Below are 24,032 nucleotides of genomic sequence, written 5' to 3' on the forward strand. Positions count from 1 at the left end.
ACGGTCTCAGCGGGAGCGTAATCGACGTTCGGCCCCCGGCCGGCCGGCCGAGTCCGCCGGCGATCGGCACCAGAATTCACAGGCCGCGTGGAGCCGCAGCAAAACATCGATCGAATTCCGCGTTCCCGATTTCCCGGCAAACAACTGCCGTGGAGATATCTGCGGATATCTGCCGAGAACCCGCCCGCCGAGCATCCGGACGCACCGGAGGATCCGCAGGGTCTCTCGGGCGCCCGTTGGCATACTGGAGGGATGGACCCTCGTGTGCGGTACGCGGATGTCCGGCCGTATGCCGTGCCGGACACCTTCGCGGAGTTGGCCGGCCCGGCCGAGGGTGTCCTCGCGTTGCCCACATCCTTGGATTGGACCCCGAAGCAGTCGTACGATCTGGCGGACGACGCCGATGTGCGTCTGCTGTACGAGACGGTGCTGCGTGAGGCGCTGCATGCCGAGGAACTCGGTCGTCACGTGAACGGGGATCTGCTGGCGCGGGTGTGGCCGCGGCTGTGGTTGCCGCGTCGCCTGCGGGTGATGTGGGAGTCGAGGTTTCCGGACCTGGTCCCCGTCGCCGCATAGCATTCCGGCCATGTATCCCCTGCGCGCCAGGCTCGCCCGCGTCGGCCTCGCCGCCGCAGCCTCCTATGGCTTCGCCCTGGCGGGCGGCTACGCGCTCCAGGCCCACGGCTTCCTCGAACGCATCTCGGACGACGTCGACCTGTTCACCGACATCACCGACCCCACGGCGTTCGCCGGAGCAGTCGATCGCGTGACCGCTGCCTACCGGGCCGACGGCTTCACGGTCGACGTCGAACCCCTCGGGGAAGTCTTCGCCCGCTTCGCGGTGATCGACGATACGGGACGCGCGGCCAAGGTCGAGATGGGCTGCGACTGGCGATCCCACCCGCCGGTACGACTTGACATCGGCCCCGTCCTGCACCCCGACGACGCGGTCGCCAACAAGGTCACCACACTGTTCGGCCGAGCCGCCCCACGCGACTGCCTGGACGTCGACGCGGCCCTCAACTCCGGTTGCTACACCCCGAATCGCCTGCTCGAACCCGCCGAAGAACACGACCCCGGCTTCGACCGCGCCTACTTCGCCCTGGCCCTCCAAGCCGTCGATCGCTGGCCGGACCGCGAATACGCGGTGTACGGAGTGAACGAGAAACAGAGCACCCACATGCGTGATCGGCTGAAGAAGTGGGCCGCCCGCATCACCGACGCGTGACCTGATGGGTGTCGGAGGTCCTTGGCTGCTTGTCGGGCGGACGAAAAGGACCAAGGCGCGTGCGCGGGTGGTGGCGACCCACAGAAGTCGACGCTGCGCCCGGGTGCGCTCCGCAGCCCGGCCCGGGTCGAGCAGGCGGCCCGCATAGGGGCCTTCGACGATCACGCCGTCGAATTTTGAAGCGATCCTGCGGAATCGAAACCGAGCGGATTCGAAAACCACACCCGATCCTCATCGCCCGCCATGGCGGAGCGCCACCCTTTGCGGCGCGTCCACCGGCTCTGCCGACCGGAACGCACTTTGTCACTTCCGCTTTTCGGCACTGGGAAGTCCGCTCGTGTGTAATCTGTCTATCCGACAGTACGCGGGCGAAGACGGGCAGGTCGCACGCCGGGTCCCAGGCGGTAGTCGGCGGGGGTGTGTGGTGGGATGGACATCGGCGCGATTCGGAGACGAACTGCGCCGCCGAAGGTCCGAGGCGCGGTTATCTCTCAGATCCTTTGCAGAAACGATCAACTTCTCACAAAGTCATATAAGCAAGGTCGAGCGAGGATTGAAGAATCCCAGCCCGGAACTCGCTCATGTGTGCGATGCGGCTCTGAATGCGCACGGTGAACTGAGTCGATTGATCGCGCCGAAACTACCCGCCGAGCCGGCGCCGCCCGACATCACGTCCTCGTGGGCCGTGCCATGGACGTTGCACCTCTCCCCGGACGGCGGCAACGAGTTCATCGCGCTCGACGACGGGCCGCGGGAATCCTCCCTCGTCAAACCCGCGGTGATGATCTGGAAAGGCCCGCCCGTCGCATATCCCGGTGGCCGGTGCGGACTCTCCCTGCCGCATTTCCATCACCTGCTCGACGAATATCGCGCGCTCGGGCAGTTGCTCGGGCCCGCGGTGGTCGCCCAACTCGTCGTCGCCGCGACCAACGCTCTGCGGGGCATCGCGCGATCGACACGCGGCGCGGACCGCGACGCGACCCTCGCGCTGGCGGCCCGCTTCGCCGAGTACACCGGCTGGATGACCCAGGAAGCCGGCAACGACGTGGCTTCGCTGTGGTGGACGGACCAGGCCGCAACGCTGGCCGAGGCCGCCGGTGACACGGAACTGGCCGTGTACACCCTCATCAGAAGGGCGGAGGTCGCCTTGTACCGGGGCGACGCGTACTCGCTCCTGGAGCTGGCCCGCGGGGCCGCCGCCCGCTCGCACAGTCCGCGCATCCGCGGCCTCGCCGCGCAGCGGGAGGCGCAGGGCCACGCCCTGTTGCGCGACGACCGGGCCTGCATGGCGGCCCTGGAACGCTCTCGGGAGTTGATGGCCCAGGCGCTCGCCGCGGGTGATGCCGGAGGCGAACCGGCCCTGGGCAGCGTCTACTTGGCGCGCAACGCGGCCTTCGTGTCCGGCTGGTGCCTGCACGACCTGGGGCGTGACGCCGCCGCGGTGCGTGCACTGGAGGGTGGGCTCGACGCGATCCCCCCGCAGGCGCTGCGAGCCAGGGCGCGGTGCGGCGCACGCCTTGCAGTGGCCCTTGCACGCTCCGGAGAACTGGAACGGGCCTGCGCGATCGCCGACATGGTCACGTCGTCGGTCACGATCGTGGACTCCGCCACCGTCCGCGCCGACCTGCACCGGCTGAACCACACCCTCGGTCGTTGGCCGCGCGACGAGGTCGCCCGGCTCACGGTCTCGCGGATCGCCGCCGCGATGCGTGTCGGCGGATACCACCCCCAGTCGAACACGTAATCGGTTATCCGAGCGAGTGTTCCGTTTCCCGGAGAACAGGGCGCAGGAAACTCGTTGACCCGCCACTCGAATACTGAAACGCTCACCTCTCCGGCTTTCCCGAGCCCCTTTTCCAACGCATCGCCCGCCGCGCCGAGGAACCGGTCGGTGTCGCAAGGCGGAATCTCAAAAAACGGAAGCGAGAGTCGATTCCTCATGCCCGGCGTATTCATCAATTATCGAACCGGAGACGGTGACGCCACCGCCTCGCACGTCGACGACAAGCTGCGCCGATTCTTCGGTGACGACAACGTATTCCGAGACCGCCGCAGTATGACCTCCGGGACCGACTTCCCGCCGGAGCTCCGCCGCAGGCTGGAGAACAGCACGGTGCTCCTGGTGCTGATCGGCGGGAGGTGGCTCGACATCGAAACCCCGGACGGCAGGCGCAGGATCGACGTCGACGGCGACTACGTGCTCGAAGAGATCCGCTGCGCGCTGAGCTGGCGAAAAGTCGTCATCCCGGTATTGCTGGACAACGCCCGACTGCCCGCCGTCGGCGATCTCCCGCCGGATATCTCGGACCTCTCGAGTCGACAGCAGATCGTGCTGCGCACCCCCTATATGCATCGCGATCTCGACTGGCTCGTCGAAGAGGTGGCGCGCCACATTCCGCCCGCCCCCGAAACGACCCAGGAAAAGACCGGAGGCGGCCCCCCGGACGATCGAGGCGGAGGGAACTACGGCGGCACGTTCACCCGCAGCGCCGTGGGGCCGAAGGCCTCGTACGTGGAGAATCCCGCCCCGAGGCGGAAGAAGAACCGCGATGACTGAGCAGGCCGGCCCGGAGGGCGCCGAAACCCCCGGTGGCGAGGAAGGCGTCGACACCGCGGGCACACCACGAGAGGCGAGTGAGGAAGGCCCGCCGAACGACGAACGGGCCGGCACCGAGACGCCCGCCGCACCTCAGGGACCCGCCGCCCCCGCGGCCGACGCTCCGCCCGTCCGACCCGAGGCCGCCGGCACCGGGTCGCCCACGCGACGCAGGGTCGAGCGGCCCGCCGACTTCGCCGAGAGCCAGGACGCGCACGAGCGGCACGGGCTTCAGAAGATCAAGCGCGCCGCGTTCAGTTCCGGCACGAACGGCACGGCCTTCTACGTCGAGAACGTGTTCGCCAACGGCGACGGAGAAGCCCTCACCGAGGTCCGGGTCATCCCTTTCACCGACGACGCCGTGATCGACCTGTACGAGCCCGTCGCCGACCACGGACGGATGGCCGCACACCTGGAGGAGGTCCACATCGTGGCACTCGCCGGGCGCGTCGGCAGCGGTCGACGCGCGACGGCGGCGGTCCTGCTCGTGAAGCACTGCCACCGATATGCTCTCGGCACCCTCCACCGCGAGGGACCGGACCTTGTACGGGCCGTGTGCGACCAAGCCGACGAGCTGCTCGCGAACGCCTCGAAATACGACGGCTACCTGCTGGACGTCGGCCCCCACCCCGTCACGGCCCAGGCCCTCGACACCCTCGCGCAACTCGCGCGTTCCGCCGGCAAGTTCCTCGTCCTGATCGGCGGACCCGAGACGTTCCCCAGCGACCCGCCCACGCCCCACGTGTTCGAGCACGCCGGCGCCGACCGCAGGGCCGTGCTCGCGGTACACCTGCACGCGCAACTCACGTCGCACATCGCCGATTGCGTCCCGCAGGAGGGGACACACGAACGGTGCGACCCCGCGACCACCCGCGCGTACGTCACCCGTGTGCTCGAAGGCGCACAGATCCAACATGCCCTCGACATGGCCCGATCCGTCGAACGCGTCGTGCACCTGGCCCGTCTCCTGGCCGAGAACATCCACGGCGCGGACGCCGACGGAGAGGCCCGCATCATCGGTCGCTGGCGCGACCACCTGCCCGCACTCGCCAGGAAGCTCCTCGGCCCCGACGAGGCACGCGAAGGCGACCCCATCCTCGACGACCCGCACCGGCAGGCCTTGCGCATCGCGTACGCGCTCTTCCACGGCCACCCGCTGTCGGACGCCATCGAAGCCGGCGACCTGCTCGGCCGCACCGTCCTGCCGTACTTCGAGGTACGCGAAACCGCCCCCGTCAACCACGTGTTCGAGCGGGACCTCAACCGGCTCATACCCCGCGAGATGCGCGCCTCCGAATCTCTCGCGGGAGTCGAACCGGACGACAACCCGCGTCGCGCCCTGCTCGTGCACGAAGAACTCCTGCACGCCGTGCTAGAAGTCGCCTGGCACGAATTCCCCAGCCTGCGACAGCCGTTGCTCGCCTGGCTCGACCTCCTGATCGGCGTCGAACAAAGGAGTCTGGATTTCGAGCGGATCCGCGTGCGCGTTGCCCACCTCGCCGGCCTGCTCATGCGCCGCGACTTCGGATTCGTCTACCGCGAGATGGTCGGGCTCTGGGCCCGCCACTCCTCCGGTGCCTACCGGCAGTGCGCCGCACTCGCGATGGAGATTGCCGCCGAGGACGACACGTCGGCCGTCCGTGTGACCACCCTCGTCAAGGACTGGGCGCGCAGCCCGGACACCAGGTTGCAGGACGCCGCGGCCCGCACCTACGGAACGGGCTTGGGAATGCGAGATGTTCAGCTCACCTTGCGCGAACTCGGCCGTCTCGGCCGGATGCCGGGATTGTCCGCCAGGACCTCGGTCGCCTTCTCGACGGCATACCTGCTGCTCAACGGCCGCGTCGACGAAGTGCTCGCGGACCTCGACACCTGGATCACGTCGAAGGACGCACACCTGCCGCGGCATGCGGTACGCGCCATGCTGGCGTTCGGCCGCTACACCAGAACCCCCGACCGGCGCGGTCGACCCGCCCTGGCCGAACTCGCGCTGAAACAGACCGGGCAGCGCGAGCTACTGACGAACTTCTGGCGCCACGCGCTGAGCGAGCAGGAGACCTCGGCCCGAGCCTGGCACCTCCTGGAGCGCTGGCTCGCGGACGCCGACGGCAACGACGACCTCGCGCAGCTGTACGTGGACCTCGCCCCCCGCTTCCTGGGCGCGGAGCTGACCGGCCGTTCGATGTTCCACCTCGGACTTTGGCGCATCCGCCACCCCGATTCGCACACCCTCCGCCGTGTTCAGCGGTCCCTGGCAACGGGGACCGGAGAAGGGAGATAACGCATGTCCTCCAGGAGAGGCCTTCTCGCCCGACTGCGCGACTGGTGGAACGACAGTCACCCGGTCACGGATCCGCCATCGGCACCGGTTACCGCAACCGCTTTTCAGTCCCCGGCGATCGTGGAACTGCCATTTGATGGCGAACCGTTGCCGTGCGTCGCACGCGGCGACGTGTTCGAGTTCCACCTGCTGCCGCACGTGCGCTGGAGCAGCACCGAGATGAGTTCCGCGACGCTGCGCGAGCGCGCCGGCCTCTTGCAGGAGGCCGCCTTGGTCGAAGTCCTGCGGCGCGCGTGGACCGTGACCCGCGGCTGCGAGGCCGGCGACCCTGGCGGTGTCGAGACGCAGATCAACCGGGAACTGGGTGACGGCTGGTGCTACACCGACGACGAGGGCCTGATCAGTTGCCGCCCCTCGGTGCGCGTACGCATCGATCCCTCGCTGCGCGACCACATGCGCCCCTTCGTCCTGAGCGAAGTGAGCATGAGGAGTGAACACGGCAACGCACTGCTCAGGGCCGCGCAGACGGAGGCGCTTGTCGAGGAATGGATGCAGGTGATCGCCAGGCTGGAGATGTCGGGCGGACTCGGGCCGGCGCAACGTCAGTTCCTCGTACCGTTCGTCGCCACGCTGGTGGACAGGGACTTCGCCGCCGCGACGGGCGCACTGCGGGACGCGCGCGGCAGTGGCACACTCGTACTCGCCGAGTTCCTCAAGACCGCGGTCGGCAACCATGAGCGCATCGGCCTGTTCGAATACGCCAACGCGTACGACAAGGCATTGAGCGGATTCTGCGTACAGATGGGATTGTCCCCGTACGCGATGATCTTCCCGCCGAGCGACGAGCCTGCGTCCGCGTCCGTGAACGGCGTCGCGGGGGCGACATCATGACGAGAGGCCGCACCGGTCGCGTCCGAGGACGGTGTTCGCGATTGCTCGTACTCGCACTCCTGGCCGCGGGCATCACGTCGTGCGCGCAGCCGCACGATTCCCAACGGTGCGGCTGGATGAGCCGGGACGTCGGCGCGGCGAACGGCCAGGGTCGAACCGTGATTCTCGTGGACACGTCGGCATCGCTGCGCGGAACCTCGCCCACGACACCCGGACGCGACGGCGGCCGAGCGCTCACCGACCTCGTCACGCGCGTTGTCGCAGACAAGGACATTGTTGCGGTCGGGGCGTTCGGCGGATCCTCGGACATCGCCTGGATCAGACAAGGCATGACGACCGACTGGGCGAAGGGCATAGCCAACGGCACCAACCGGAACAACCGCAGGCAGCAGGCCCTTGATTGCCTCACCGCAACCATCACCGAAACCCGGGAATCCGTACCCCGGCAAGGCGGCACCGACGTCCTCGCGGCTCTGCGCGCGGGCGGCACCGGATTCGCGGACGCCGGCGCGGGTCGCCGACTCATCGTGCTCACCGACGGTCTGACCACCAGCGGGTGCGCCGACCTGCGCCCGGCGGGATTCCGCGAGGACAGCGAGATCGACGCCGTCTCTCGGGTCTGCCTCGAACGGCAGGAGATCACCGAACGGACACTCGCGTCGGTACGAACCGTCCTGGTGGGCCTCGGACAGCCCGCGGAAGGCCAACCAACACCCACCGCCGCACAATCCGCGTGGCTGAAGCGCCTGTGGCTGAGGTTGTGTACGGACGCGCACCCGACACCCGCCGTGGAAGGCGACTGCGTCGCGCCGGACACGCCCCTGACGAACGAGTCGAAGGCCCCGACGGCATCGGTCACGCCCCCGGCGGATCCGGTCGTGCGATTCGGACAGAACCGGCGCACCACGTACCCGCTTTCCCAGGTTGCGCTGTTCGCTCCCGGCTCCCCGACCGTACTCCGGCAGGCCAGGCCGCAACTCGAAGACATCGCGGTGCGGGTGCGCAGTGTGCCCGGCGCCGAGGTGCAGGTCCACGGATACGTCGACCCACGCGGGGACCCCGGGAACAACCAGCAACTTTCGCAGGACAGGGCCGATGCCGTCAAGGCGGTCCTCGGCGAACTCGGCATGACCAACAACGTGACCGCGTACGGCCACGGCGTCGCCGACGACTGCCCTCAGCCGATTGCCGAGGCCCCGAACACCGGATCGACGAACGCCGCGGACCGGGAACTCCAGTGCCGGCGCCGCGTCGACGTGGTCGTCATCGAATGAACGTGCCGTCCGGCAACGGACGTTGCAGAGCAGCCAGGCGACATAACCCAGGGGGATGGGACGACGATCATGAGCATCAACGGCCGCTCGGCGGCGTCGGCCGCCGCCTACCAGGCTGCGGTTCCCTGCCCGTGTGACACATTCTCGACGAACGGCGCCGACGACGGACACCGCCGATCCAAGCCGGTCGACCGTGTCGAGAGTCGCGAACAGGCCGCGCTCATGGCCGCTTTCGCGGCAGCCAACACGGGACTCGCCCAGGATCAGCGTGGCCTCGTCCGCGCGTGCGCCGCCGTCGACGAGTCCGCCCGGCGCGTCGAGGGCGGCATCGAGACCGTGGAACGATTCGCCGCGATACGTTCGGTCCGCAAGTCCCGCGTGCGCAGCCTGGCGGCGGAACGGTTGCACGCCGACGACGGCCCCGAGGACCTGCGGCGCCCGCCGACCCTGTGGCGCGTGCTGTTGTGGCCCGTGCTCGTCGCGGGTGTCGTCTTCGACGCGATGTTCATCGGCAGCGTCATCCGGAGCTTCCTGAACGGCGAAGGCGGCAACAAACGCACGATCGGGTACTGGTTGGCGTGCCTGCCCGGACTCGGCGCGAGCATCTGCCTGTTGGCCGCCGGAACCGTGTTTGCGGAAGCGCTGTTCCGAGCGCGCACCCGCAAGGCGCGCGCCGGCGAGCGGCGGCGGTCCGGACTCCCGGCCATCCTGCGCCACCGCTTCGGTTTCCGGCGGCCCGTGGAACGGCGCGAGCCCGGAGACCTGCCCTGGCCGGGCCTAGTCGGACCCACGCTGCTCGTCGTGGGCATCTGCGTGATGTTCGGCGTGTGGGCGAACATCAGGGCGGACCAAGCTGCCGCGGACGCCGGCTTCGACCTGCAGAACAGGCCGGCCGTGATCGTGCTCCTGCTGCTGCTCAACGCCGCCACGGTCGCCGTCAAGGTGCTTGCCCACAACCCGTACGCCGACCGGGCCGAGGACGACGCGTCCCGCGCGGCCGAGGCCGCGCGCAGCGCCGATCGTCTGCTCCGGGTCGCCCGCAAGGACCTGACCCGGCACGTCGTCACATGGTCCGAACTGCGGGCGGCCGTGGCCGTGACGGAGGATGTCGCCTGCCGCACCGTCGAGGACGTGTGCATCGGACTGGTCGAGGAGCGGGCCAGGACCGGCGTCGCGGGCGCCTTCGTCTTCCCGCTCGACCGATCCGCGTGGCCGCACCCGGAGAATCTCCACGGCGCGTCCGAGACGGACGGCGCGCCCACCAGGCCACCGTACATCCGACTCGAACTCCTCGACCATGCCCGCGAGATCCTGAAGGACGAGCATCCGGAAGGCCTGCGCACGCGCCTGGAGAAGGCCGCCGCCCTGCTCAACGCCCAATGGGAGGCGGAACCGGACGCCGACCCCACACCGGTGTCCGATGACCCCGACCCCGATCCCCATCCCGACCCCGTCCCCGGTCCGGGCGGGGGAGACGCACCCGTCTCGGAACCGGCACCACCCGATCCCATGCAGACCCCGAAACCCCCTGGCGTATCCGACCCGGAAACCGAGCCCGCACCGCGGCGCACCCGCCACCGGATATCGCGGCCGACACCCGACCGAGGGCCGATTGCGAAGGGCCGGGCGGACACATGACGACGACCCCCGCCCACCACGAAAGGCGGGACAAGCACCTGGAGCTCCTCCAGAGCGCCATAGGCCGCTTCAACACGAACTCGTTCCTGATCAAGGGCTGGGCCATGACGCTCAACGGAGCCCTGGTCACCATCGCGCCGCACGGATCCGATTGGACCGCGGCGGTGGTCGCACTGCTGACGACCATCGGCTTCTGGCTGCTCGACAGCTACTACCTCGGCCAGGAAAGGCGCTTCCGCTCCCTCTACGAAAGGGCGGTGACGGCGACCCCTGCGGCTGTTCCCTTCTTCACGATGGACGCCGACCAATACGGCATCCCTGTTCCATGGCGCACCGTCGCCCTCTCTCGCACCATGCTCCTGTGCTACGGAACCCTCACCGTCGTCGACACCGCGGTCCTGGCAATCCTGGCCCGGAGCGGCTAACCGGGTCCTCGACATCGCCGGCGGTACGAACGCGCGCCCGGCGCCGGCCCGGCCGGCGGGTTCGACGTGTTTGCCACGGAAGGCGACCGCAGTTTCGGCGGGTTCGACTGGGACAACGCGTCATCCCCAGCGTGGTACACGGAGTTCCCCAGCCAGCGCCGGCCTGCCACCCGCTGCGCTGCACTTGGCCCTTCCTGAGACGGTCGACGCCGTCGCACTTATCGAAGTACCCGACAACGGTCCCCAGATGAGGCCCCAACGATGAACCCCTCATCCGGCTCCTACGGCTCGACTCCACCGATTCCACGGTGTATATGGAGCACTGCACCCACGTGCCGGGTTCGGCTCCGCCCGACTGAGCCCACGGGTTCGCGCAGCAGCCGGATGACCGGCCGAACGTGCGCAGGCGTCGGACGGATGGCGCCTCGACGATGTCCACTCGCCGCCCGCGACGGTCTCCGCACAGCGACACCCCCTATGCCGCCCGCACTCTCCAGTCAGCGTCGTGGAGCAGCCGGCACGCTGTCCGCCTTATGGGCGCGAGCGCTTACTGCGTATGGAATGTGCCCTCCATCCGCGCCGCGTCATGAGAGCGGCCGGCGCACCTGGATCCGCGTTGGTGTCGTCGGCAGACATATCCAGCGTCGATGAGCGGGGGCCTTGCACGAGCCCTGATCCGCTCGCAAAACAACGGCGGCGCCGGTCGCCGAGCAGATCGACGCGACTCGGATGATGGCCAGGTGTCATGGGAAGACCCTGGTCGTCTGCCGCCTCTCCTACGAAGGCATCCACTGAGCCGGACGCACTGCGGGGCAGAAATCGTGAGAAAAGATCTCGAATGGGCACCTCGCAGGTGGCCCACCCGACTTCACGCAGTAGCCTCCCCAACACACCGACTCGACCGGGGGACCCTCACCTCATGGCTCACGCCCTCTACAGCGACACCTCGATCTCCGTGTCCCGGCTCGTCGAGGACATCGAACTCGGCGAGATCGCCCTACCGGAACTCCAGCGGCCCTTCGTGTGGAGCCCGGCCCAGGTCCGCGACCTACTCGACTCGATGTACAAGGGATTCCCCGTCGGGTCTCTGTTGTTCTGGAGCACCGGGGCCGAGCAGGGTGCGCGGCAGATCGGCGCGGACGAGAAGAAGCGCGTTGCGCGCTACCTCATCGTGGACGGTCAGCAGCGCCTGACCGCGCTGTACGCCGTCCTCAAGGGAGCGGCTGTGCTCCGCAAGGACTTCACCACCGGGCCCATCCGAATCGCGTTCCGGCCGACCGACGCGACGTTCACGGTGGCAGACGCTGCGACGGACAACGACCCCGAGTACCTGCCCGACGTAAGCACGTTGTGGCAACCGGGGAACCGGAAGGCCGCAGTGCGCGGATTCCTCAAGCGGCTGAGCCAGAAGCGCGACCTCGACGAGCCGGAGGAGGATCGCCTCGATACGACGTTCGACGACCTCTACAACCTGGAGAAGTACCTCTTCAAGGTCGTCGAACTGGCGGAGCGGGTGGACGAGGAGGAGGTCGCCGAGATCTTCGTCCGGATCAACAGCAACGGTGTCAAGCTGAGCCAGGCCGACTTCATCCTGACCTTGATGTCGGTGTATTGGGAGGCCGGGCGCAAGAACCTGGAGGACTTCTGCCAGGCGGCGAGGACACCGGTGCTGTCGCAGTCGTCGCCGTTCAATTGGCACATCCATCCCGATCCGGACCAACTCCTGCGGGTCACGACGACGTTTGCCCTGCGCCGGGCGGTACTCAAGCAGGTCTACGCAGTCCTTCGAGGACGCGACCCGGAGACCGGGAAGACGTCGCCGGCTCTGCGGGAGGTGCAGTTCACGAAGCTCCAGGACGCGCAGAAGCGGGTACTGGATCTCACCAACTGGCACGAATACCTACAGTGCCTGGAGCGAGCGGGCTTCCGCGGGGCGCGCATGATCTCCTCGAACAACGCGGTGCTCTACACCTACGTGATGTGGCTCATCGGACGCGTCGACTACAAGGTGCCGTTGGACAAACTGCGTGAAGCCATTGCTCGGTGGTTTTTCATGGCGCAAATCACCAGCCGATACTCGGGGTCGTTCGAGACACAGGTCGAACAAGACCTGCACCGGTTGCGCGATGTACACCTCGGGCACCCGGGCGAGTTCGTAGCGGCCCTCGATCGGATCGTCAACGACACGCTGACCAGCGACTTCTGGCGGATCACGCTGCCGAACGGCCTCGACGGGTCCGGCGCGAACTCTCCGACGCTGTTGGCATACCTGGCCGCACTGAACATCCACGACGCTGACGCGTTGCTGTCGACTGGCAAGGTACGCGCCCGGCTCGACCCCGCCATCCTCGCCCGGCGGGCCATCGAGCGGCACCACCTGTTCCCAAAGGCGTACTTGAAGCGGCTCGGCGTCACCGACACCAAGCAGACGAACCAGATCGCCAACATGGCGCTCGTCGAGTGGAGTGACAATGGGGCCATCTCCGACAACGCTCCGTCGGTCTACTGGCCGGCATTCGTGGCCGCGAAGCGGTTCTCGGAGGAGCGCCAGGCGAATCAGCGCTATTGGCATGCGCTTCCGGAGCGCTGGGAGGCAATGGAATACTCGGAGTTCCTTGCGGCACGGCGGGTGTTGATGTCCGAAGTGGTGCGAGACGCGTACAGGAAGTTGTCGGAGACCGGGTACCAACCGGAGTACCCGGCGCCGTCCGCGCCGCCGCCGTAGGGCACATGGATCCGATCTCGGACCTGATCGCGGCGGGATTGCTCGGCGAGGGGAACCAGGAGCATCCGGCAGTGGCGGTGCCGGTCGTCCGCCTACCGTTCCGCCGGCGGCGCGCACCTGAGGCGCGCTGCCGCCGTGGAAGCGGCAGACCGTCCCGCCCTTGAGCAGGACCGGGAGTGTGGGAGCCCGGTTCTACGTGCCGATGGTCGGGGTGCCTGCGTCGATGCCGAGCATTTTGGCGGAGAGGGCCACTTCGTCCATGGCGCTGGTTGCCACCAGGTGGTCGTCGGTCGCGAGGATGCGGTCGAAGTTGGTGAGGTATTCGCCGGGTGTCGCCTTGCCGGGATCGGGGGAGAGGTAGCCGGGGGCCACGCCCAGGAAGACTCGCGCGGCGCGCCCCGCGCCCACGGTGAACGTCTCGCCGGTGCACGGGGCGTTCTCGTCCGCGAGCACGGCGACGAACGGCGCGACGTATTCGGCTTTGAAGAAGTGTTCGAGGAGGGTTCGCAGTCCGTCGTCGGGGATCTCGGCGGTCAGCCGGGTGTACGCGGTCGGCATGATCGCGTTGACCTTGATTCCGTGGGCCACGCCGTCCTGTGCGAGGGCTCGGGTCAGACCGAGGACGCCGGCCTTGGCCGAGATGTAGTGGCTGGTGTGGGGGATGCCCAGGACCGATGTCGACGACGAGTTGACGATGCGTCCGTATCCCCGGGCCCGCATGATCGGCCATGCGGCGCGGATCATCTCGACGGTGCCCCAGTAGTGCACGTCGACCATGCGGTGGAACTCGGCGGCAGGGATGGCGTTGATCTCCCCGCCGCCCGCGATGCCCGCGTTGTTGACGAGGATGTCCACGCGGCCCCAGGTCTCCACCGCGGCGCCGATGACACCTGCCGCGTCGGTGGTGATGTCGCGTGTGTCGGCGTGCGCGATGCCGCCCGCCGCGCGGATCTCGGCAGCCACCCGCTCGGCCGCGCCGAGGCCGTCCGCGCCGAGGCCGTCCGCCCCGGTCGGGCCGTCGGCGGGCGGTTCGCCGTGGCTGCCGCCGCCGAGGTCGTTGACCAGGACGTGGGCGCCGAGTCGGGCGAGTTCGAGGGCATAGCCGCGGCCGAGCCCGCCTCCGGCGCCGGTGACCACGGCGACGCGGTTCTCGAAGTTCATGTCGGTCCCTTCCTGTGTCGGCGGACCTGCCGGTGGGTCGGTGTGTGGTTGTGCCGAGGGACGCGGTGGCTCAGTGGACCGTGAGGCCGCCGTCGACGCTGACGATCTGCCCGGTCATGAAGCTGCCCGCGTCGGACGCGAGCAGCAGGGCCGGCCCGGTCATCTCCTCGGGGTCGGCCATGCGCTTGAGCGGGGCCGCCTTGGTCATGCGTTCCTGCATGTCGGGTGTCGTCTTGAGGACCATGTCGGTCTTGACGGTGCCGGGTGCCAGCGCGTTGACGCGGATGTTGTGGACGGCGAGTTCGCCGGCCATCGTGCGAGTGAAGGCCACCAGCGCGGACTTGCCCGCCGCGTACAGGCCCTTGCCTTCCGCGCGCGTGAACACGGCGGCGCTCACCACGTTGACGACCGATGCGCGGCCACTGGCGATCAGGTACGGGAGCGCGTACTGGACCAGGAAGACCGGGCCGCGCAGGTTGACCGCGAACGACTTGTCCCAGGCTTCGGGGGTGATGTGCCCGATGGGCTGGGCGAGTTCGTTGGCTGCGTTGTTGACGACGATGTCGAGACGCCCGAAGCGCGCCACGGTGGCATCGACGAGGGCCTGGAGCTGGTCGAGTTCGCCGAGGTGGGTGGCGACGGCCAGGGCTTGCCCGCCGGCCGCCTCGATCTCCTCGGCCACGGCCTTGCAGGCGTCGGCCTTGCGGCTCGCGATCACGACCGCGGCACCGGCGCGGGCGTAGGCATGGGCGATGGCGCGGCCGATGCCGCGGCTGCCGCCGGTCACGATGGCCACGCGGCCGGTGAGGTCGAATCGGTCGGTCACGAGGTCACCTGTTCGTCGGTCGGTGTGCGGTCGATGCGGGGTGCGGCATCGAGGCCGGCCCCGGCGGCGGCTTCGCGCCAGCGTGCGGCGAACCGCTCCAGGAGCTCGCCCAGTTGCTCGCGTTCGGCGGGGTCCCAGTCGCGGACCGCCCAGGCGATGTCGGCGAGCCATGTGTCGCGCACCCGGGCGCGCAGGCGCAATCCTGCCTCGGTGACGCGGAGCAGGCTGGCCCTGCGGTCGGCGGGATCCGGATCGCGCGCGACCAGCCCGGCGGCCTCGAGCGGCCGGACCTGGCGGCTGGCCGTGGATTGGTCGACGCCGAGGCGCACCCCCAGTTCGCTGATGCCGAGGGGGCCTTCGCGTTCGAGGACGGACAGGATCGACAACCCGGACTGATGCAACTCGACGCCGGCGACCGCCAGCAGCCGGTTGCGGTAGCCGGGTAGCCGCGCCATGTCGGCCACTTGGCCGACGAACGCTTCGATCCGGTGCACGGCTCGGTCATCTGACATGGCGTCAGTTTTGCATGCATCAGTACATGTATACAAGGCCTTCGGGTGGTGGGATCCGAGTTTCCGGCGACGAGGCGATGGCGAGCGGAGGGGCGAAGGATCCCGACGGAACTCGCGGGCGCTATGCAACACATTCGGGTGTCCGTTTCCGAACGGGCGCCCCGAACCCCGAACCCCGACCCCGACCCCCGAAACGCGACACGCGACACATCGAAACGCGACACGCGAAATCAGAAACCGAAATCCGAAAACCGGGATCGGTGCGCGGCAGGTTCCCCAGCCGGATATCCTCGGCCGAGAAACCTGATTCCGCATCGGCGTTGCGACGGGATGCGACGGGATTCGAACCGCTTTCATGACGCCGCTTCGAGCGCCGCGGTATTCGGGTCGGCTAGTGGCTCAGTGCGGCGAGTACCGCCTTGGCCATGGCGTTTTCGCCGGCCGCGTTCGGGTGGAAGGGGACGGTGGGTGAACCCGGTATCAGGCCTTCGATCCACGGTTGGTCGGAGCACACGTCGTGGCCCTTGGTCGGAGTGGCCGTGTCGACGTACGTCGTACCGTTCGCGGCTGCCGTGGAGGCGAGCATGCCGTTCAAGCGGGTGAGGATGCCGCGCAGGTACGCGACGTCGCCGATCGCCAGCGGCTGGCGTGCGAAGCACGTCCACTCGTTGTCCGGAACGACCGACGGATAGCCGACGAGGACGATCTTCGCTCCCGGGGCCTTGGTGTGGATCGCCTGGAGGGCCGAGGCGAGTTGCGGCGCGGTTGCCGTGATGGCGGCTTCGAGGACGTCGTTCTCGTACGCCCACGACAAGGTATCGAAGTCGAAGTGCCGGTCGGCGTATTGGTTGTGGCACGGAGCGCCGAGCGGGTCGGACCCCGACACCAGGATGCATTTGAGGATGACTTCGACGACCCCGAGTGGGGAGGCGCTGAGGTCGTTGCCGCCGATGCCGAGGGTCACCAGGTCGGTGTCGCTGTCGACGGCGTGCAACTGTGGCACCGGGGATACCTGAGGTGCCGTCAGGTCGAGGACTTTCGCGCCCGCGCAGGTCACGTCGCTGTAGTCGGTCACGCCGAGCGAGGCCGCGACGACGGTCCCGAAGTTGTGGTTCGAACGCAGGCACGCGCCGCCGGACAGATCCGGTATGCCGGCGCCCGCGGCGTACGAGTCGCCGAGCGCGGTGTACTTCGTGTAGGACGGCGCACCCTGCGCAGTGGCCGGCCCGGTCAGGACTGTTGCGGCGAAGAGAGCGGCAGTACCGAGTAGTACGGGGGATCTTTTCAGGATCGTGGCGAGCACAATTCCTCCCGAAGGTCCTGCAATGAAATAACTTTGTGGTACCGGCCGGTAAGCTACTGCCGAGTCACTGGCATGTCCAGAGGTGCGGAAAGTAAATCGGCGGTCAATCCTTCCGGGGTTCGTCGGTGGGTTCGTCGGTTGATTCCGGGTGTTATTGCGGGCTTTTCCCGCATGATGATCCGCGCGGAATGATTCGACGATTTACGGCATGCCGAAATTGCCATTGCCGGACTCGTTCGGGCATACGACCCGCCCGTCGCGGCACGGCCCCCAGGTCCCGTGCCGCGACGCCCGCCCCGACGCCCGCCCCGACGGCGGCCCCCGACCGCATCCACCCCGGAGCGTCAGAGGGCGATCGTGGTCATGAGGTGCGGGTCCGCGGCGTGCCTGCCGATGGCCAGGCGGTAGGTGCCGGGCACCGTGGTCCAGGCGTTCGCCTCGGTGTCCCAGCGCCCGAGGGTCTGCGGTGGGACGTCGACGCGGACGACCTCGGTGGCGCCGGCGGGGAGGTCCACGGCGGTGAAGCCGATCAGCCGGAGCGGTTCGGGGGCACCGAACAGCGTGCCGTCCGCGGGTTCCAGGTACACCTGCACCACTTCGCGGCCGGCGCGCATGCCGGTGTTGGTGAGCGTGACCTCGATGGTCAGGCCCCCGTCGGCGTCGCCTTCGACGGCGACGTCGTCGTAGCGCCAGTCGGTGTACCCGAGTCCGTAGCCGAAGGGGTAGGCCGGCTTGGTGCCGCGCCGCGCCCACAGGCGGTAGCCGATGGTGTGACCCTCGCTGTAGTCGATGCCGCCGTCGACCACCTTCGTCGACAGCAGCGGGACGTGCTCCTCCTCGGCCGGGAACGTCGAGGGCAGCCGGCCGCCGGGTTCGACCCCGCCGGTGAGGACGTCGGCAAGGGCCGCGCCGCCCTCCTGGCCGGGCAGCCATGCCCACAGCACCGCGGCCACCCGGTCGCGCCACGGCATGAGAACCGGTGCACCCGCGTTGACGACGACGATGGTCCTCGGGTTCGCCTCGGCGATCCGGGCCACCAGTTCGTCCGTACGGCCGGGCAGCGCCAGGTTCTTGCGATCGAAGGATTCGGATTCGATGTCGTCGGTGGTGCCCACGACCACGATGGCGACATCGGCCGCGGCGGCGTCGGCGATCGCCTCGATGAGCTCCTCGTCGTCGGACAGCCGCGGCGCGCCCCAGCCCATGCCGATCTTGCCGAACAGCGTCTCGACCACGCTGTGGAAGACCAGTTGGATGTCGACGGGCACGCCGGCCCGCGCGTCGATTTCCAGGCGTCGCACCGGCGGCCGCAGCAACATCGCGCCCATGTCGGTGCTCTCGGCGGTCGAATGGATCTCGTGGACCACACCGTCGATCGTGAGCGTGAACGCGCCGGCGCCGACGACGTCGATCAGGTGGGTGCCGGTCACCACCGGGGTGAGTGCGGTGCGCATCGCCACCGCGGTGGTGCCCTCGGCCAAGGTGCCCGGCCAGAAGACCACGGCCGGGTCCAGGCGCACGGCGGTCTCCAGCACGGTGCCGTCGGCCGCCCGGTACTCCAGACCGACGCCCGGCTCGCCGGTGGCCGGGTCGACGACGGCGTCGCGGGGCAGCGCCGGGAGGTACCGGTGGGTGAACACGCCGGACCGTACCGTCAGTTCGACATCGGGTCCGAGGGCGGCCCGCAGTCCCTCGGGGATCCCGACGACGTGCTCGGGGTTGACGTGCGCCGAGCCGCCGCCCTGGGTGGACAGGCGTACCGCGTTCGGGCCGATCAGCGCGACCCGGCTCAGCGCCGAGGCGTCCAGCGGGAGTTCCCCGGCACGGTTCTCCAACAGCACCATGGCGCGGGCCGCGACCGCGCGCAGCTGCGCCCTGGCGTCGGCCGGCGTGCTCGTGTGGCTCCGCGCGACCTCCTCGTCGAGCACTCCCACGCGGGCCGCGAGCCGCAGGATGCGCAACACCTTGTCGTCCAGGACGGCCTCGTCGACCCGGCCCTCCCGGACCGCCTCGACGAGCGGTTCGAGCCACTGCGTGGTGGGGCCCGGCATGGCGACGTCGGTGCCTCCGGCGACGGCGGGCTCGGTGGAGCGGACCGCCGTCCAGTCGGAGACCACGACACCGTCGAAGCCCCACTCGTCCTTGAGGACGTCGTTCTGCAACCGGGAATTCTCGGTCATCGACGCGCCGTTGACCGAGTTGTACGCCGACATCACGAGCCACACCCGGGCCTCGCGTACCGCCGCCTCGAACGGCGCGAGGTAGACCTCGCGCAGCGCGCGCTCGGCCACGCGGCTGTCGTAGGACATGCGTTCGTCCTCGGAGTCGTTCGCGACGAAGTGCTTGATCGTCGCGGCGACTCCGGTCGACTGGATGCCCTCGATGAACGCGACGGCCATCCGCGACGTGAGCAGCGGGTCCTCGGAGTAGCACTCGAAGTGCCGCCCGCCCAGCGGGGTGCGGTGCATGTTCACGGTCGGTGCCAGGAGGACGTGGACGTCCCGGTCCAGCGCCTGGGTGCCCATCAGCCGGCCCACCCGGCCGGCCGTCTCCGGATCCCAGGTGGCCGCGGTCGCGGTGGGGGAGGGGAACAGCAGCGAGGTCCCGTGCTCGCCCATGCCGACGCCGCGTACCCCTGCCGGGCCGTCGGACATGCGCAGCGCGCGCAGGCCGATCTGCGGCAGTTCGACCAGCGACCACATGTCGTGGCCGGCGACCAGGCGCACCTTGTCCTCGAGCGTGAGCCGGCCCAGCAGGGCGGTCAGGTCGTGGGCGTCGGCCGGGTCCGGCGGGATGAGGTGGTTCATGTGCGACTCCATGGCTTGCGTGTCGGTGCCCCGTCCGGCCGCTGCGGAACAATCAGCCGAACGATCGGGGGAGCAGTGGGTCGGGCAATCAGGAGGGCACCGCGATGAAGCGGTTGGTGCCCGGCTCGTACGCCTGGATCCGGAAGGGGAGCGCGCCGCTCGGCGTCTGCTGCGCGTACGTCGCGTCGTCCCGGTAGTTGGGCAGGCGGTACTTCCCGAGGCCGAACCCGGCCTGCTGGAAGCTGTTGTAGTTCAGGTCCTTGCCGGCCTTCCCGGCGATCGACTCGAACAGGGAGAGGTTGATGCAGGCCGTCTGCACGGACCCACCCAGGGTCGGCAGGCCGGGGGCGACGGTGGTGGGATCGACGAGCTTGCCGGTGAGCGAGGGGTCGGCCTGCTCGACGGTGCGCACGCAGTCCACGATCCGCGGTTCCGTCCAGTCCAGAACGGGGTTGACCACCACCGAGCCGGTGAGTGTGCCGAAGTCGTGCCGGCCCTTGTCCTGGGTGTAGCCCGAGGGGTTGAGGCTGAACAGCAGGCGCGGGCGCCAGTCCGACTTCTCCAGGATCGCCGGGATCTGCGAGGCCGCGCCGCCGGTCAGCAGGATCGTGTCGGCGCCCGCGGTCCGGGCCTTCTGCAGCAGGACGGTGCCCTGCTGCAGGGTCGCGGCCGGGTCGCCGGCGGTCGACGCGAGGTAGCCGGTGGCGACGGGCGTGACGCCGTGGCGCTTGAGCGCGGGCAGGAGGACGTTCTCGGCGTCCGTCTGGCCCTGGGCGTCGGCGACGACGGCGATCTTCCTGCCGGTCAGGTCGCCGTGGGCGGCGAGTGCTTCGACGGCCTTGGCGGAGGCGTCGCCGTCGATGTCGGTGAACCAGGGAGCCCGGGCCTGCGCGTACAGCGCGGCCGGCATGGCCCCACCGATCAGCGCGGTCTTGTGGGCCTGGACGTAGCACGAGGTCTGGTCGGCGATGGGCAGCATGCCCAGGACCGCGAACACCTTCTCGTCCTCGGTGAGTTTCACGCAGGTCTCCTGCGCGGAGGCGGGAGCCAGCAGGTTGATCTTCGCGAACACCGGGACGATCTTGCGGCCGTTGATCCCGCCCGCGGCGTTGATCTTGGCGATCAGCGCCTTGTAGGCGACCTCGAAGTCGCCCGCGTCGAGGTTGACGAACGGCTTGAGCGCGGCGAAGTCGGGGTAGACGACGCCGATCCTGATGCTGTCCGCGCTGACCCCCGGCGCCGCCGCCGGGACGGCCGGAGCGTTCGAACCGGAGCCGGTGGCGGGCGACTTGTCGTCCTCGACGGTGCAACTCGCCGCGGCTGCCGCCACGCACAGCGCGGCCAGTATCGAGGTGGTACGCCGGGCGGTCGCACGGATACGTCTGGTGGTGGTCATGCCGGTGGAGTCCTTTCGGAGGGCGGGGCGCAACTGGAGGACGGAGCACACGAGGGCGGAGCACGAGAGGGCCGGGCACAACAGGGCGGAGCACGAGAGGGCCGCGGCACCGGCGGAGCACAACCGAGCGGGTGTGACAGGCGACCGGACCGGCTCAGGTGGGCACGGGGTCGCTGCGTTCGATGGCGCGTTCGTCGGTGCCGAGGTAACTCGCCACGACCTTGGGATCGTTGCGAACGGCGGACGGCGGGCCGGCGGCGATGACGCGGCCGGTCTCCAGGCAGTACACGCGGTCGCTGATGCCCATGATCAGCGGCATGTCGTGCTCGATGATCAGCATGGACGCGCCGAGTTCACGGCGGATCTCCCGAATGAGCGGGCCGAATGCCTCCGTCTCGCGCTGTGCGACCCCGGCGGTCGGCTCGTCCAGGCACAGGACGCGGGCGTCGAGCGCGAGTAGACCGGCAAGTTCGACGATGCGCCGGGTGCCGGTGGACAGGTCGCCGATGAAGGCGTTGGCGTAGCGGCCCAATCCGAGGAAGTCGATCAGGTCACCCGCTTCGGACTTCTTGGCGCGTTCGCCCCTGATCGACTTCGGCAACCACAACGCGGACGACAGCAGTCCGGTCCGCCCGCGCGCCTCCAGGGCGATCTGCACGGTCTCGGTGACCGTGAGTTCGGGAAAGAGCGTCGCGGCCTGGAAGGTGCGGCCCAAGCCCACGGACGCGCGGCGCGCGGGGGCCAGTGCGGACACGTCCCGGCCGAGGAGTTCGATGGTGCCGGTGGCGGGGACGAACCCGCCGATGGCGTTCATCAGCGTGGACTTGCCGGCGCCGTTGGTGCCGATCAGGCCGACGATCTCGTTCGGCATGACCTCGATCGCCACGCCGTCGACGGCGCCGACGCCGCCGAACCGGACCCGGATGTTCGAGGTCGCCAGCACCGGCTTCCCGTCCGGCAGCGGTGCGCGCGAGGTGGGGGCGAGCGACCCGGGGACGGCACCGACGGTCCTCGCCGGTGCCGGGCCCAGCCGTCGTTCCGCCCGGGAGAGCACGGCATCGCGCAGCGCGTAGCCGATCCGGACCAGACCGCCGGGGAAGTACAGCAGCAGCATCAACAGGCCGAGGCTGGAGGCGAGCAGCGGCACGATGGAGTTGTCGGGGAACACCGCGGGCAGGCCGATCACCCACAACGATCCCCATACCGGGCCCGAGGTGGTGCCCAGTCCGCCGATGACGACGACGGATACCAGCATCAGGGAGTCCGCGCTGCGGAAGTAGGCGTCGCCGTAGGGCACCGTCTGAAGCGCGCCCGCGAGGAGTGCCCCGCCGACTCCGGCGACGCCTCCCGCCAGGGCGAACGCCCGTAGTTTCACGCGCGCCGCGGGGACGGTGTACGCGGACGCGGACGCCGGGTTGTCGCGTACCCCGATCGTGGTCCGGCCCACGCCCGTACGGCGCAGCCTGCCGGTCACCGCGAGCACGGCCATGAGCACGACCAACACCACGTAGTAGTAGGAGCGTTGCGCGGTGACGTCGATCCCGAAGACGTCGGTGCGCGGGAAGGACGCGGCGGTCTGCGTCGGGCTGTCGTGGAAGACGTCCTGGGTGTAGACCCACTGCTCGCAGGCCACCGCGAACGCGAGGGTGCTGACCGCCAGAAGCAGTCCCCGCACGCGCAGTGCGCCGGCGCCGATCACGGCGGCGAGGGCCGCGGTCAGCAGCGCCGCGACGCACACGGCGGTGGGGAACGTCAGGCGCTGGACCACGAGGACGTTGCCGCCGCCGATGTCCAGCCGCAGTCCGCGCGAGAGCGAGGCCGCGGTAAGCGCGCCGATCCCGGCGAACGCCATCTGCCCGAGCGAGAGTTGCCCGGCCCAGCCGGTGAGCACGGTGACCGAGGCGGCGCAGATCGCATACGCCAGGATGGTCGTGTAGAGCAGCTGCTTGGACGGCTGCGTGACGAGCAGCGGCAGGACGACCGCGATCAACCCGAGGAACACCAGGCCGAATCGCTCGAGATTGCGCACCCACCACAGCTCCTGTAGGCGTACCGGGACAGGCCGGACCTTGGGCGCGAAGGAGAACGTCGACGTCTCGGTGTCCGGGCCGCGCCCCACGACGAACACCGCGACGAGCACGAGCGCGAAGACGACCACGTCGGTCAGGCCCGGTCGGTCGATCCAATTGAACTGGACGACGGATTCCAGGAACCCGAGGAACACCCCGGCGACCAGGGCGACCCGGAAGGAGACCATACGGGCGGTCACCGCGGCCGCCAGCGCCCTCGTCAAAGTGGTCATGCCCAGTACCGCGGGGGAACCGACCGAACCGGTACGGCCGGAGATCAGGATCAGGCAGATCGTCGCGACCAGCCCGGCGATCGCCCACACCGCGGTGGAGACGGCCTTGGGGCTGATGCCGTTGAGCCTGGCCAGATCCGGGTTGTCCGCCGAGGCCTTGACCGTCTTGCCGAGCACGGTACGGGCCAGGAACCAGCCGAGCGCGAGCGCGACGAGCGGGACCACGACGAGCACGGCGAGTTGGGTCGCGGTGACCTCCACGCCGGCCGGACTCCACTTCGACGTGGACCACACCGGATACGTATTCGCCGCGTCGACCTCCGGATAGGCCATGACGATCACCAGCGCCAGCTGGGCGACGCCGATCGTGGCGACCAGGAGAATCACCCGCGGCGCGGCGAACAGGCGTCGTACCACCACGAGATCGACGACCGCACCGAATCCGGTCCCGACGACGAGGGAGACGGCCAGCGCGATCCAGAACGGGACGCCGTAGCGCAGGTTCAGCAGGGCGAACAGCGCCGAGCCGACCAGACCCATGTTGGCCACGGCGAAGTTGACGATGCGGGTGGAGCGGTGGACCAGGACGATGCCCATCGCGAGCAGGCCGATGACCAAGCCGTTGACGACGCCGTCGAAGGCGAGTTGCCGGGTGAGTTCGATCACG

Annotated in this window: 17 protein-coding genes; 10 read left to right on the plus strand and 7 right to left on the minus strand. The window is 69.2% G+C overall.

The genetic code is table 11. The annotated features are described in order from the left end of the window. The first annotated feature begins 252 nt into the window (after positions 1 to 252). The 10 genes from ACIBM5_RS00475 (at position 253) to ACIBM5_RS00520 (ending at position 13,058) form a co-directional block, all read left to right on the plus strand. Positions 253 to 576, plus strand: a complete 324-nt coding sequence (locus ACIBM5_RS00475; protein WP_396004660.1) for a hypothetical protein — start codon at positions 253 to 255, stop codon at positions 574 to 576. Positions 577 to 586: 10 nt separating this feature from the next. Continuing rightward, entirely contained in the window at positions 587 to 1,228 is a 642-nt protein-coding gene (locus ACIBM5_RS00480; protein ID WP_396004661.1) for a nucleotidyl transferase AbiEii/AbiGii toxin family protein, read from the plus strand. 424 nt (positions 1,229 to 1,652) lie between these two features. After that, the gene (locus ACIBM5_RS00485) at positions 1,653 to 2,972 is read left to right on the plus strand and encodes a helix-turn-helix domain-containing protein (protein WP_396004663.1); all 1,320 of its coding nucleotides are present in this window, start codon (positions 1,653 to 1,655) and stop codon (positions 2,970 to 2,972) included. A 195-nt stretch (positions 2,973 to 3,167) separates the two neighbouring features. Continuing rightward, on the plus strand, positions 3,168 to 3,785 hold the full coding sequence (locus tag ACIBM5_RS00490) for a toll/interleukin-1 receptor domain-containing protein (protein WP_396004664.1): 618 nt from the start codon (positions 3,168 to 3,170) through the stop codon (positions 3,783 to 3,785). Beyond that, positions 3,778 to 6,105 carry a hypothetical protein gene (locus ACIBM5_RS00495; protein ID WP_396004665.1) on the plus strand — a complete coding sequence of 776 codons (2,328 nt, stop codon included), beginning with the start codon at positions 3,778 to 3,780 and terminating at the stop codon, positions 6,103 to 6,105. The genes ACIBM5_RS00490 and ACIBM5_RS00495 overlap by 8 nt, the downstream gene beginning before the upstream one ends. Positions 6,106 to 6,225: 120 nt before the next feature. Next, on the plus strand, positions 6,226 to 6,996 hold the full coding sequence (locus ACIBM5_RS00500; RefSeq protein WP_396004666.1) for a hypothetical protein: 771 nt from the start codon (positions 6,226 to 6,228) through the stop codon (positions 6,994 to 6,996). Positions 6,997 to 7,112: 116 nt separating this feature from the next. Then, a complete protein-coding gene (locus ACIBM5_RS00505) occupies positions 7,113 to 8,270 on the plus strand; it encodes an OmpA family protein (RefSeq protein WP_396004667.1) in 1,158 nt (385 codons plus the stop codon). Positions 8,271 to 8,339: 69 nt separating this feature from the next. After that, positions 8,340 to 9,908 (plus strand): hypothetical protein, encoded by a 1,569-nt coding sequence (locus tag ACIBM5_RS00510; RefSeq protein WP_396004668.1) that lies wholly within the window; start codon positions 8,340 to 8,342, stop codon positions 9,906 to 9,908. Then, the gene (locus ACIBM5_RS00515) at positions 9,905 to 10,333 is read left to right on the plus strand and encodes a hypothetical protein (RefSeq protein WP_396004669.1); all 429 of its coding nucleotides are present in this window, start codon (positions 9,905 to 9,907) and stop codon (positions 10,331 to 10,333) included. Before ACIBM5_RS00510 ends, ACIBM5_RS00515 begins: the two co-directional genes overlap by 4 nt. A 919-nt stretch (positions 10,334 to 11,252) precedes the next feature. After that, positions 11,253 to 13,058 (plus strand): DUF262 domain-containing protein, encoded by a 1,806-nt coding sequence (locus ACIBM5_RS00520; RefSeq protein ID WP_396004670.1) that lies wholly within the window; start codon positions 11,253 to 11,255, stop codon positions 13,056 to 13,058. 192 nt (positions 13,059 to 13,250) lie between these two features. Here the strand turns inward: ACIBM5_RS00520 and ACIBM5_RS00525 are convergent, their stop codons facing one another. The 7 genes from ACIBM5_RS00525 to ACIBM5_RS00555 all read right to left on the minus strand — a co-directional run bounded on the left by ACIBM5_RS00525 (position 13,251) and on the right by ACIBM5_RS00555 (position 24,031). After that, the gene (locus ACIBM5_RS00525) at positions 13,251 to 14,219 is read right to left on the minus strand and encodes an SDR family NAD(P)-dependent oxidoreductase (RefSeq protein ID WP_396004671.1); all 969 of its coding nucleotides are present in this window, start codon (positions 14,217 to 14,219) and stop codon (positions 13,251 to 13,253) included. A gap of 70 nt (positions 14,220 to 14,289) precedes the next feature. After that, positions 14,290 to 15,045 carry an SDR family NAD(P)-dependent oxidoreductase gene (locus ACIBM5_RS00530; protein ID WP_391581896.1) on the minus strand — a complete coding sequence of 252 codons (756 nt, stop codon included), beginning with the start codon at positions 15,043 to 15,045 and terminating at the stop codon, positions 14,290 to 14,292. After that, the gene (locus ACIBM5_RS00535) at positions 15,042 to 15,557 is read right to left on the minus strand and encodes a MarR family winged helix-turn-helix transcriptional regulator (RefSeq protein WP_396004672.1); all 516 of its coding nucleotides are present in this window, start codon (positions 15,555 to 15,557) and stop codon (positions 15,042 to 15,044) included. The genes ACIBM5_RS00530 and ACIBM5_RS00535 overlap by 4 nt, the downstream gene beginning before the upstream one ends. Before the next feature lie 391 nt (positions 15,558 to 15,948). Further along, positions 15,949 to 16,860, minus strand: coding sequence for an SGNH/GDSL hydrolase family protein (locus tag ACIBM5_RS00540; RefSeq protein ID WP_396004673.1), 912 nt, complete (start codon positions 16,858 to 16,860; stop codon positions 15,949 to 15,951). A 344-nt stretch (positions 16,861 to 17,204) separates the two neighbouring features. Next, entirely contained in the window at positions 17,205 to 19,667 is a 2,463-nt protein-coding gene (locus ACIBM5_RS00545; RefSeq protein ID WP_396004674.1) for a beta-glucosidase, read from the minus strand. A gap of 88 nt (positions 19,668 to 19,755) precedes the next feature. Continuing rightward, entirely contained in the window at positions 19,756 to 21,063 is a 1,308-nt protein-coding gene (locus ACIBM5_RS00550) for an ABC transporter substrate-binding protein (protein ID WP_396004675.1), read from the minus strand. 154 nt (positions 21,064 to 21,217) lie between these two features. Beyond that, positions 21,218 to 24,031 carry an ATP-binding cassette domain-containing protein gene (locus tag ACIBM5_RS00555; RefSeq protein WP_396004676.1) on the minus strand — a complete coding sequence of 938 codons (2,814 nt, stop codon included), beginning with the start codon at positions 24,029 to 24,031 and terminating at the stop codon, positions 21,218 to 21,220. Between the last annotated feature and the right edge of the window lies 1 nt (position 24,032).

Source organism: Embleya sp. NPDC050493, from assembly GCF_044458105.1.
Classification (GTDB): Bacteria; Actinomycetota; Actinomycetes; order Streptomycetales; family Streptomycetaceae; genus Embleya.